Origin of the sequence: Enterobacter sp. Bisph1 (assembly GCF_000814905.1) — a bacterium.
In the GTDB taxonomy this organism is placed as follows: Bacteria; Pseudomonadota; Gammaproteobacteria; order Enterobacterales; family Enterobacteriaceae; genus Kosakonia.
Map to the genome: position 1 here is coordinate 90745 of NZ_JXAG01000025.1, position 11007 is coordinate 101751.

General features: G+C 51.9%; 11 protein-coding genes. 4 read left to right on the forward strand and 7 right to left on the reverse strand.

The genetic code is table 11. From position 1 onward, the window contains the following. Nucleotides 1-58: 58 nt before the first annotated feature. A complete protein-coding gene (gene hemN, locus RW65_RS03435; RefSeq protein WP_039055283.1) occupies nucleotides 59-1432 on the reverse strand; it encodes an oxygen-independent coproporphyrinogen III oxidase in 1374 nt (457 codons plus the stop codon). 186 nt (nucleotides 1433-1618) lie between these two features. Beyond that, nucleotides 1619-2119: a Der GTPase-activating protein YihI gene (gene yihI, locus RW65_RS03440; protein ID WP_039055285.1), complete on the reverse strand. Its 501-nt coding sequence runs from the start codon at nucleotides 2117-2119 to the stop codon at nucleotides 1619-1621. 572 nt (nucleotides 2120-2691) lie between these two features. On the opposite strand from yihI, the gene yihA reads away from it, so the two are divergent. After that, entirely contained in the window at nucleotides 2692-3318 is a 627-nt protein-coding gene (yihA, locus tag RW65_RS03445; RefSeq protein ID WP_039055299.1) for a ribosome biogenesis GTP-binding protein YihA/YsxC, read from the forward strand. An 87-nt stretch (nucleotides 3319-3405) separates the two neighbouring features. Here yihA and spfP read toward each other — a convergent pair whose 3' ends face one another. Next, entirely contained in the window at nucleotides 3406-3453 is a 48-nt protein-coding gene (gene spfP / locus RW65_RS23310) for a small protein SpfP (protein ID WP_071892919.1), read from the reverse strand. A gap of 166 nt (nucleotides 3454-3619) precedes the next feature. Further along, nucleotides 3620-6406 carry a DNA polymerase I gene (gene polA / locus RW65_RS03450; RefSeq protein WP_039055287.1) on the reverse strand — a complete coding sequence of 929 codons (2787 nt, stop codon included), beginning with the start codon at nucleotides 6404-6406 and terminating at the stop codon, nucleotides 3620-3622. Nucleotides 6407-6830: 424 nt separating this feature from the next. Here polA and yihG point away from each other — a divergent pair, with 424 nt between their 5' ends. Next, on the forward strand, nucleotides 6831-7745 hold the full coding sequence (gene yihG, locus RW65_RS03455; RefSeq protein ID WP_039055289.1) for a 1-acylglycerol-3-phosphate O-acyltransferase, YihG family: 915 nt from the start codon (nucleotides 6831-6833) through the stop codon (nucleotides 7743-7745). An 11-nt stretch (nucleotides 7746-7756) separates the two neighbouring features. On the opposite strand, the gene dsbA is transcribed toward yihG, so the two are convergent. The 3 genes from dsbA to RW65_RS03470 form a co-directional block, all read right to left on the reverse strand. Further along, nucleotides 7757-8380: a thiol:disulfide interchange protein DsbA gene (gene dsbA, locus RW65_RS03460; RefSeq protein WP_039055290.1), complete on the reverse strand. Its 624-nt coding sequence runs from the start codon at nucleotides 8378-8380 to the stop codon at nucleotides 7757-7759. A 16-nt stretch (nucleotides 8381-8396) separates the two neighbouring features. Next, entirely contained in the window at nucleotides 8397-9380 is a 984-nt protein-coding gene (locus tag RW65_RS03465) for a serine/threonine protein kinase (RefSeq protein WP_039055291.1), read from the reverse strand. Nucleotides 9381-9455: 75 nt separating this feature from the next. After that, nucleotides 9456-9725 (reverse strand): YihD family protein, encoded by a 270-nt coding sequence (locus RW65_RS03470; RefSeq protein WP_039055292.1) that lies wholly within the window; start codon nucleotides 9723-9725, stop codon nucleotides 9456-9458. 69 nt (nucleotides 9726-9794) lie between these two features. Here RW65_RS03470 and mobA point away from each other — a divergent pair, with 69 nt between their 5' ends. Continuing rightward, on the forward strand, nucleotides 9795-10379 hold the full coding sequence (gene mobA / locus RW65_RS03475) for a molybdenum cofactor guanylyltransferase MobA (protein WP_039055293.1): 585 nt from the start codon (nucleotides 9795-9797) through the stop codon (nucleotides 10377-10379). Next, nucleotides 10376-10885: a molybdopterin-guanine dinucleotide biosynthesis protein MobB gene (gene mobB, locus RW65_RS03480; protein ID WP_156123958.1), complete on the forward strand. Its 510-nt coding sequence runs from the start codon at nucleotides 10376-10378 to the stop codon at nucleotides 10883-10885. The genes mobA and mobB overlap by 4 nt, the downstream gene beginning before the upstream one ends. Nucleotides 10886-11007: the final 122 nt, after the last annotated feature.

Below are 11007 nucleotides of genomic sequence, written 5' to 3' on the forward strand. Positions count from 1 at the left end.
ATCGCGTTACGCTGCGTGTATCAGGCCTGCAGAATCTCTTTTGCAGGCCTGATACATGTCAGATAACCCGTGAGAACTGCTGCAAACGCGCCTTGCGCCGCAGATAGGCATCGAAACACATGCAGATATTGCGGATCAGCAAACGCCCTTTTGCCGTCACCTGTAATCCGGTCCCGTTCATCGTGACCAGCCCGTCCTCCACCAGCGGCGCTAACAGGCGCAAATCCTCAGCAAAATAGTCGTGGAAATCGAGATCCCAGGCGCGTTCGATCCCGGCAAACTCCAGGCGGAAGTTGCAAATCAGCCCCTTAATCACATCGCGACGAATACAATCATCGCGCGTTAAGGCGATACCGCGCCACAGCGCATTTCCCTGCTCATCCACCTGCTGATAATAGAGTTTGAGCTCTTTCTGGTTTTGCGCGTAGCTGTCGCCAAGCATGCTGATGGCGGAAACGCCGAGCCCCAGTAGATCGCTGTCGCCCTGGGTGGTGTAACCCTGGAAATTACGGTGCAGCACGCCCTCTCGTTGGGCAATAGCCAGTTCGTCGTCCGGGCGGGCAAAGTGATCCATTCCGATAAACTGATAACCGGAACCGGTCAGCGAGGCGATGGTCTGCTGCAAAATATCGAGCTTCTGCTGCGCCGTCGGCAAATCAGCGTCTTTGATTTTGCGCTGGGCGGCGAACAACGTCGGCAGATGGGCGTAGTTAAACACGCTCAGGCGATCCGGGCTCAGGGCTGCTACCCGCTGTAAGGTAAAGGCGAAACTTTCCGGCGTCTGTTTAGGCAAGCCATAAATCAGGTCGATGTTGGTCGAGGTAAAACCGATATCGCGGGCATGATTGAGCAGGGCGAAGATAAATTCTTCATCCTGCTCGCGGTTGACCAGACGCTGAACCTCTTTATTGAAATCCTGCACGCCCATGCTGAGGCGATTAAAGCCTTCATGGCGCAGATGGTCGAGCACATCGAGTTCAATTTCGCGCGGATCCACTTCAATGGAGATCTCTGCATCGGTATTGAAAGCGAAATGGCCGCGCAGCAGCGCCATCAGGCGGCTGATTTGCGCTTTATTCAGGTAGGTTGGCGTCCCGCCGCCCCAGTGCAGCTGGCTGACATGGCGGCCTGCAAACAGCGGCGCGCGGTGAATTATCTCTTGTTCCAGCGCATCCAGATACTGATCGGCCTTATGCTGCTGGCGGGTGACAATCTTATTGCAGCCGCAAAAATAGCAGAGCTTATGGCAAAAGGGGATATGCACATACAGCGAGAGCGGCCGCTCAGGATAGCGCGCTACGGCCTGGCGAAAATCTTCTTCACCATAGGCGTCGGAAAACTCCAGCGCGGTGGGATAGGAGGTATAACGCGGCCCGGAATAGTTATATTTCTGGATCAGGGCCAGATCCCAGTCGATGACTTGCTCAGACATTGCTTACTCCTTCCGATGACGCCGCTGGCGATTCCGGCGGCCTGGCCTGACCTCGTTTCGGGTCATAAGCCGGTTGCGCAGCCACACTTTGCGCCGCGACAACCGCTGTAGTTTAACGAATAACCACACCAGATAACATATAACCGGAAGGGTTATAAGCAGGACGGGAAGCCCCATAGGAAAGTATTAGTTACCGCCCTTCAGCAGACGCATCATATCTTCTTTGCCTTCTTCTTCCTCTTCTTCGTCGTCATCGTAAGAGAGTCCGAGTTTCTGCATCAGTTCATCAATGCGATCCAGTTTGGCATCGACCCAGGTCTGATCTTCGGCGCTTAAGGTTTCGCCCTCTTCCAGACGTTCCAGCAGCGCGTCCAGGCGCTCATCGGTTTCCAGCATTTCCAGCTCAGCCTGCGGTGAAAGCATAGGTTTCTCGCTCTTAGGTTTGTGCTGCTTGTTGACCGGTGTGTCGGTGACACCCAGCGGGATCGGTTTTTTACTGCCAATTCGCGGATCTTTTTGCTGTTTGCCCCTGCCGGAGCCAGACGCGTCGCCGCCACCGTTCGCACGGCTGCCTGATACGTTACCGCGGTGCTTTTTATCACGCTTGCGATCGCGGCCTTCCTGGTTCAGCTCTTCACGGGTTTTACGCTGTATTTTACCGCGCGGGTTGGTAGACGGTTTTTTCATCATCGTTGTCTTAGGTCGTTTTTCATCAGTATAGAATTGCGGCGGAATCTAGCAGAAAGCAAGCAAAGAAAAAAGGCGACAGTGCAAACTGTCGCCTTTTTTCTTGACCCTTTACCCATAACGGGTTTTACGTTCCGTGTCCGCTATCAACGTGCCCTGTTTTTCCGTTAGCGAAAACGCTCCCTGTTATGCATCCTTTTCCTTGTTAAACGTCTCTGACGTTTTGCTCCGGTCTTCGCCTCCTGGCGCTCCTGACCCCTCAGTCCGTGAGTTATCCTTCCTAACCAGCATCCGGCCTTGGTGAATCACTTTACCCTTCTGCGGCGAACTAACAAGCAGGAAAAGGACTAAAGTCAGCACTTTAAGATAATTCTATAATTATAACCCGTTGATTAACGATGTTTTAGCGCTTTTCAAACCTGCAATTCCTCTGAAATTTCTCATACTGTGAAGGGCCAATATCCTACAAAACAGGCGCTAATCACTTACAGTAAAGTTACCGGCGAGAAAAACAGTCTTTTGCGTGGGTTCAGGTATAATCGCCGCATGCTTTGACGATGGAGACGACCATTTTGACTACCTGGAATTACCAACAGACGCATTTTGTCACCAGTGCGCCTGATATTCGCCACTTACCCGCCGACACCGGTATAGAAGTGGCTTTTGCGGGCCGCTCCAACGCAGGTAAATCGAGCGCACTCAATACCTTAACCAACCAAAAAACCCTTGCGCGCACCTCGAAAACGCCGGGCCGTACGCAGCTTATCAACCTGTTTGAAGTCGCCGAAGGTAAACGCCTTGTCGACTTACCGGGCTACGGTTACGCGGAAGTGCCGGAAGAGATGAAAATCAAATGGCAGCGTGCGCTGGGTGAATACCTCGAAAAACGTCAGTGCCTGCAAGGGCTGGTGGTGCTGATGGATATTCGCCATCCGTTGAAAGATCTCGATCAGCAAATGATCCTGTGGGCGGTTGAGAGCAATCTGCAGGTGCTGGTTCTGCTGACGAAAGCGGATAAGCTCGCCAGCGGTGCGCGTAAAGCGCAGCTGAATATGGTGCGTGAAGCGGTGCTCGCCTTTAATGGCGAAGTGCAGGTTGAAACCTTCTCGTCGTTGAAGAAACAGGGCGTGGACAAACTGCGTGAGAAGCTGGATGGCTGGTTTAATACCCTGCCGCCGGTCGAAGAGCCTGGCGAGTAACCTGTAAGCGCGGCATGGGTCGCGCTTTTTTTTGGCTTCGCCCAATAAAAAACGCCCCAGTCATTTCTGACTGGGGCGGCTAAATATTCAGCCAAATCCGATTACGTGAAGTAAAAGGTCTGAAAGATAGAACATCTTACCTCTGTACCCTACGCGAATAACTCTACTCCCTTTTTTGATCCACACAAAGCACTTTTTGTAATTTCTTTTCAACTTTTACATAGGGAATTCTAATGGCTGTCACAAAACAGCGGGCTGTATGTTGCTTTATTACAGAAAAAGCCCGCTGTTACGCTATATCTTAGTGCGCTTGATCCCAGTTTGGCCCGCTGCCCACTTCCACCAGCAACGGCACATCGAGCTGAGTGCTGTTCTCCATCAGTTCATGGATCTTTTTCGATACCGCCTCAACATCATCTTTGTGCACTTCAAATACCAGTTCATCATGCACCTGCATGATCAGACGTACGCGCGGTTTATCCTTTTGCAGCCAGCCATCAACGGCGATCATTGCCCGCTTAATGATATCCGCCGCCGTGCCCTGCATCGGGGCATTGATCGCCGCACGCTCAGCACCGGCTCGTCTGGCACCGTTACTGGATTTAATATCCGGTAAATAGAGGCGGCGACCATCAAGAGTTTCGACATAACCCTGCTTTTTCGCCTGCGCACGGGTGCGCTCCATATACTCCAGCACGCCAGGATAGCGCTCGAAGTAGAGATCCATATACTTTTGCGACTCTCTACGCGGAATATTAAGCTGGCGCGATAAGCCAAAAGCGCTCATGCCGTAAATCAGGCCAAAGTTAATCGCCTTCGCGCTGCGGCGCTGTTCATTGCTGACGCTCTCCAGCGGCAGGCCAAACACCTCCGCCGCCGTGGCGCGGTGAATGTCTTTACCTTCGGCGAACGCAGACAGCAGACCTTTATCACGCGACAGATGCGCCATAATGCGCAGCTCAATTTGCGAGTAGTCCGCCGAGACAATCAGGTAATCTTTCGGCGCGATAAACGCCTGGCGGATACGGCGGCCTTCTTCATTACGCACCGGGATATTCTGCAGGTTCGGATCCGTTGACGATAAACGCCCGGTTGCCGTAACGGCCTGATGGTAAGAAGTGTGCACGCGCCCGGTTTTCGGGTTAATCATTAGCGGCAGCTTATCGGTATAGGTCGATTTCAGCTTCGCCAGCCCGCGGTGTTCAAGGATCACTTTTGGCAGCGGGTAATCGAGGGCAAGCTCTTCCAGCACCTCTTCGGAGGTTGACGGCGCGCCGCCAGGGGTTTTCTTCAGCGGTTTAATGCCCTGCTTTTCAAACAGAATGGTCTGCAGCTGTTTGGTTGAAGAGAGATTAAACGGCTCGCCGGCAATTTCGTGCGCCTTTTTCTCCAGCTCCGCCAGCCGTAGCGTTAACTCTTCGGAATGCTTGTGCAGCACGGCAGGATCGATATTGACGCCGTTACGCTCAATACGCGAAATTACCGGCACCAGCGGCATTTCAATATTTTCGAAGACGTTTAGCGGACCGGCGTGTTTTTGCAGCTCCGGCCACATCTTCAGATGCAGCTGCAGGGTGACATCGGCATCTTCGGCCGCATAATGGCCAGCCTGTTCCAGCGCGATTTGGTTAAACGTCAGCTGATTTTTACCTTTACCGGCTATCTCTTCAAAAGTGACGGTTTTGTGCTTCAGCCAGCGCGCGGAGAGGCTATCCATATCGTGGCGACCGACGACGCTATCCAGCGTATAGGATTCGAGCATGGTATCGAAGGCAATGCCGCGTAGCTCAATGCCGTAGTTCTCCAGCACGCCGCGATCGTATTTGAGGTTTTGCCCTACTTTGCGGATGTTTTCATCTTCCAGCAGCGGTTTCAACAGCTCCAGCACGCGCTCGCGGGGGATCTGATCCGGCGCATCAAGATAATCATGGGCGACCGGCACATACGCAGCCACGCCGGGTTCGATGGCAAAAGAGAGGCCCACCAGCTGAGCGCTGATATTGTCGAGGCTGTCCGTTTCGGTATCGAACGCAAACAGCGGCGCGTTTTTCAGTTTGCCAATCCAGCTTTGCAGTGTCTCTTCATCCAGAATAGTGACGTAGTTTTCCGCCGACAGCGCGACAGCAGGGGTATCGTCCTCTGCCTCGACCACTACGGCTTCCTGCGCTTTGGCTGCCGTTTTACCGCCTTTCGCCTGTAACCACTTACCCGCTTCGAGATCGGCGCTCCAGCGTTTGAACTCATAGCGCTTAAACAGCTCAAGAAGTTCCTGCGCCGCAGGCTGCTGAACTTCAAGCTGCTCGCATGTCAGTTCCAGTTCGACGTCTGTTTTGATGGTCGCCAGCTGGTAAGAGAGGTAGGCCACCTCTTTATTCTGCTCAAGTTTTGCCGCCATGGTTTTAGCACCGCGGAAGCTCAGCGCGGCGATTTTATCCGACTCGGCATATAAGGTATCCAGCCCACCTAAGCCTTGCAGCAGCGCCTGGGCGGTTTTCTCGCCAACGCCGGGTACGCCAGGGATGTTGTCTGACGAGTCGCCCATTAGCGCGAGGAAATCGATGATTAATGCAGGCGGAACACCGTATTTGGTGACAACTTCATCGGGGCCAAGAATGGTATTGGTCATGGTGTTGATAAGGGTGATATTAGGCGTTACCAGCTGCGCCATATCTTTATCACCGGTGCTGATCAGCACCGGCCGGCCGGCTTTCTCGGCTTCACGCGCCAGCGTACCGATCACGTCATCCGCTTCAACGCCGGAAACGGCCATCAACGGCAATCCCATCGCTTTTACCATGGCGTGCAGCGGCTCAATTTGCGCGCGCAAATCATCCGGCATCGGTGGGCGATGAGATTTGTAGTGTTCAAACAGTTCATCACGGAAGGTTTTGCCTTTCGCATCAAACACCACCGCGGCATGCGTCGGCTGATATTGCAAAATCAGGCTGCGCAGCATATTGAGTACGCCGTACATCGCGCCTGTAGGCTCGCCGACGCTGTTGGTCAATGGCGGAAACGCATGATACGCGCGATAAAGGTAAGACGAGCCGTCAACAAGGATAAGTGGGTTTTCTGGGATCTGAACCATGATGTCCATGCCTGTTTATCAAATTATGGCTTAAAGGATGCCACAGACAGGGGCAAAACATGAGTTTTTCGCGGCAAATGCCGGAAAAGATTTCGCGATCGTCGGGATCCCACGCATAAACATCCTGTGGATAAGTTTGTGAGTAATTTTTATCAGGCTGGATTTTTGTGCCTTTTTTACGATCGCAAAAATATACAAATATATTTAAATCAATTAGTTATTCAAGTAAAAAGGATCGTTGGCGCTTTTTGCTGCCAATTTAGCCTATGTGGATATAAGAAAAGTGGATTTGCTTTGCCGGGATTCCTGCCCTCGGGTATTACCAGTAGGTTTAGCGTTGTTGATAGCGCTTTTCTGATAAAATCTGTCCCCTTGTGCTTCTCTTTAGGCTGCGTTGACAGCTAACTTTTTGAATACGTTATCTATGTCGAAATTACTTGCAGCCATCACGCTGTTTTTGAGTGTGCTGCTGACTATATTGGTCACCCTTGTTTGCTCTGTACCGATTATTATTGCCGGAATATTCAAGCTGTTAATTCCTGTTCCTGCGCTGTGGCGCGCTATTTCCACCCTATGCAATTTTATGATGTATTGCTGGTGTGAGGCGCTGGGCTGGCTGCTGCACCTCAATCCCCATTTAAAATGGGATGTTGAAGGGCTGGAGGGGCTGAATAAGAAAAACTGGTATTTGCTGATCTGCAACCACCATAGCTGGGCGGATATCGTGGTGTTATGTGTGCTACTGCGTAACCATATTCCGATGAACAAGTATTTTCTTAAGCAGCAACTGGCGTGGGTACCTTTTCTCGGTCTTGCATGCTGGGCGCTGGATATGCCGTTTATGCGTCGTTACTCCAGAAGTTTTCTGATTCGCCATCCTGAGCGCCGCGGTAAAGATGTCGAAACGACGCGCCGTTCATGCGAGAAATTCCGCCATCATCCCACCACGATTGTGAATTTTGTTGAAGGCTCACGCTTTACCGAAGAGAAGCGCCATCAGGTACGTTCTTCCTATACCCATTTACTGCCGCCGAAAGCCGCTGGCGTCGCGATGGCGCTAAATGTGTTGGGTAAACAGTTCGATAAAGTGCTTGATGTGACGCTGTGCTACCCGGAAAACGACCGGACGCCCTTTTTTGATATGCTCAGCGGCAGGTTAACGCGGATTGTCGTTCGGGTGAATGTCGTGCCGGTGGATGAAACGCTGCACGGGGATTATGTTAACGATAAGCACTTTAAACGCCGCTTCCAGCAGTGGTTAAATAATCTGTGGCATGAAAAAGATGAACTGATTGGTAGCATTAAAGTGCACTACAAATACAAAAACGCCGGTCAGTGACCGGCGTTCTCTTATTTCTTCTCAACCAGATATTTCACGGTATTGGCATAGTCCTGAACGAAAGCATCCAGGCTGCTGCCATCCATGCCCTGTTGGTTAATTTGATATTTCCCATTAACAAACATGGCCGGAACGCCCTGTAGCTGCAGATCGGCCGCCGCTTTTTCTTGCTGGGCAACCAGCGATTTCACCACAAAGCTGTTCCATGCAGCGTCATACTCTTCGCCCTTCACACCCGCCTGGATAAAGACGTCGCGGACATCGGCAACGGAGCGCACGGTTTGCGTTTTCTGCACGGCTTCAAACATCGGCGCGGTGATTTTGTCTTCAACGCCAAGGGCCATTGCCACCGCCCAGGCCTGAGTCAGTTCTTTACCTAATGGACCTAAAAATTCCACATGGTATTTGGTCATTTTAGTGCCTTCCGGCAGCTTGCTTTTCACTGCGGAAGCAACGTGCCAGACCTGCTCAAAATCGTAGCAGTGCGGGCAATAAAATGAGAAGAACTCAAGCACCTGCGGCTCGCCTGCCACGGGTTTATCCAGGGTATTGAACTGCTTACCGTCTGTAGGTTGCGCAGCCGAAGCACAAAAAGCCAGCATCATACCTGCCAGCGCCAGCCAAATCTTCTTCATGGTCAACTCTCTCCGTTTAATACATGGGCGTTAATGTTAAGGGTGGTTCTTTTAGAACGTTCACCTGTTCAAGAAAAATCGCGGTTTGCCTGAGCCAGTGGTCTTCGCTGTTCAGCCAGGGGAAATTTTTGGGAAATGCCGGATCGCCCCAGCGGCGAATCAGCCACGCCAGATAGTAAACCAGCCGCATGGCGCGCAGTGGCTCTATGAGAGCCAGTTCAGCGGGATTGAATTCACTGAACTCTTCGTAGGCCTCAATGATCATCTCAAGCTGCATACGCTGTTCGGCTTTATCCCCATGTAACAGCATCCACAGATCCTGTACCGCAGGACCGTTACGGGCATCGTCTAAATCAACGAACATCGGCCCGTCGCGCCACAAAATATTGCCTGCATGGCAATCACCATGCAGACGCAAAACGTTAAACCGGTCATGCCATTGTGCCATCACGGCATCAATAAGCTTATCAGCCGCAAGCAAAAACGCCTCTTTTAGACCGGCAGGAATAAGCGCGGTAGTCTCAAAAAGCGCACGCGGTTCAAGGAGGTACTCTTGAACCCCCATATCCGGCCGGCTTGAGAAGCGCTTTTTGCTGCCCGTTTGATGCAAACGGCCCAGATAGCGGCCAACCCACTCCATCTGATCGAGATTGTCGGCTTCAAACTGACGACCGCCAACGCTTGGGAAAATAGCGAACAAGAAATCCTGATGGGTGAATAAGGTTTGATTGTTGAAAGCGAGCGGCGCGGCGACGGGAACGTCATCATGCTTGAGCTGCAAGGCGAACTCATGCTCTTCAAGGATCTGCTCGGCTGACCAGCGCTCCGGACGGTAAAACTTCACCACATAACGGCGACGATCTTCATCCTGGAATTGATAAACGCGGTTTTCATAGCTGTTTAACGGAGTAAGCCCGGAATCCACCCGAACTCCCTGCTCAAACAGCGCATCCATGATGGTGTCCGGGTGTAATGTCTGGAAAGTAAAGGCGCTTGTCATCCTGAGATCCGAAAATTTGACGAATGACTCAGAATATCATTTCACGGCGCTTTCGGTTGCGCCGCTTACAAGGTTTTACTCTTTAATTACGCCGCGTGCGCGCAGCAGCGCGGTTTTGAAATCCTCTTCATAATCTTTTTGAATACCCGGGATCACCGCATCTTTCGAGGTGTCGCGCATTTTCAGATGATAGATGAGGATGTCATCGCTTAAATCCGCCAGTTCGCCCTGATAACCCGATTCTTGCGCCAGTTTCTGCAAAAACTGCACTAAATTAAGCTCGGGTTCTTTCTGCCATGCTGGCTGGAGAAGTTCGATAAGTTCATTCAGACGTTTACATTTCATGGGTAGGCTCCTTACTCTTGGTACAGACACGTTAGCAGGGTAAAACCCACAATAAAAGAGGCGATAAGGGTGACAGAGAGCGGTGCAGTAACGGGCGTAGTACTGGCGGGGGGAAAAGCTTCGCGAATGGGCGGCCAGGATAAAGGTTTGCTGCAATTAAAAGGGAAACCGCTATGGCAACACGTTGCCGAACGGTTATCGCCGCAGGTTACTAGCGTGGTAATCAGCGCTAACCGCAACCTCGATATTTACCGGGCCAGCAGATTACCTGTGATATCCGATACGCTGCAGGATTTTCCCGGCCCGCTGGCGGGTATGCTCTCGGTGATGCAACAGAGCGCTGGCGAGTGGTTTCTCTTTTGCCCCTGTGATACGCCGCATATACCTGTGGATCTTGCTGAACGGTTACAGAGGAGTGTGCAACACTCTCCGGCCGCCTGGGTACACGATGGCGAGCGGGATCATCCGGCCATCGCGCTGGTGCAGCGCAGTGTTTTACCGTTATTGCAGGATTATCTCACGAGTGGTGAACGTCGAGTGATGGTGTTTATGCGCCAGGCCGGTGGGCATTCGGTCGATTTCAGCGATGTAAAATCTGCTTTCGCCAACGTCAACACCCCTGACGATCTCGCTCACTGGCAGGAGACGCTATGATTCCGTTATTTGCGATAGCCGCCTGGAGCGGAACCGGGAAAACAACGCTGCTGAAAAAACTGATCCCAGAACTCTGCTCACGCGGCGTTCGCCCCGGTTTAATCAAGCATACTCACCATGATATGGATATCGATAAGCCCGGTAAGGACAGCTATGAATTACGTAAAGCCGGGGCGGCGCAAACGCTGGTCGCCAGCTCTCAGCGCTGGGCATTGATGACCGAAACCCCGGATGAGGAAGAGTTGGATCTTTTTTATCTGGTTAGCCGAATGGATGTCACCAGGCTGGATCTGGTGCTGGTTGAGGGTTTTAAACATGAGGCCGTACCTAAGATCCTTCTCTGGCGTCAGGGCTGCGGCCATGAATTACATGAACTGACGCTGGACGAGCATGTTATCGCGGTTGCCAGCGATATTCCGGTGACGCTCAGCGTTCCGGTACTTGATTTGAATAATGTGGAACAGATAGCCGCGTTTATTATGAATAAGGCTGGGTTAACGGCTTGATTTAAAAGACAGAAAGGCGAAAACCCGGCTTTATGGTCGGGTTATTTACGTAGCGAGCGTTTTTTGCTGCGGAAGAAACGCAAAAAGGCCATCCGTCAGGATGGCCTTCTGCTTGTTTGATG

Excerpts from the sequence above, each read along its gene's own strand:
- polA (WP_039055287.1), bottom strand. The coding sequence starts at position 6,406 with ATGGTTCAGATCCCAGAAAACCCACTTATCCTTGTTGACGGCTCGTCT.
- RW65_RS03465 (WP_039055291.1), bottom strand. The coding sequence starts at position 9,380 with ATGACAAGCGCCTTTACTTTCCAGACATTACACCCGGACACCATCATG.
- yihI (WP_039055285.1), bottom strand. The coding sequence starts at position 2,119 with ATGAAAAAACCGTCTACCAACCCGCGCGGTAAAATACAGCGTAAAACC.
- RW65_RS03470 (WP_039055292.1), bottom strand. The coding sequence starts at position 9,725 with ATGAAATGTAAACGTCTGAATGAACTTATCGAACTTCTCCAGCCAGCA.
- mobB (WP_156123958.1), top strand. The coding sequence starts at position 10,376 with ATGATTCCGTTATTTGCGATAGCCGCCTGGAGCGGAACCGGGAAAACA.
- yihG (WP_039055289.1), top strand. The coding sequence starts at position 6,831 with ATGTCGAAATTACTTGCAGCCATCACGCTGTTTTTGAGTGTGCTGCTG.
- dsbA (WP_039055290.1), bottom strand. The coding sequence starts at position 8,380 with ATGAAGAAGATTTGGCTGGCGCTGGCAGGTATGATGCTGGCTTTTTGT.
- hemN (WP_039055283.1), bottom strand. The coding sequence starts at position 1,432 with ATGTCTGAGCAAGTCATCGACTGGGATCTGGCCCTGATCCAGAAATAT.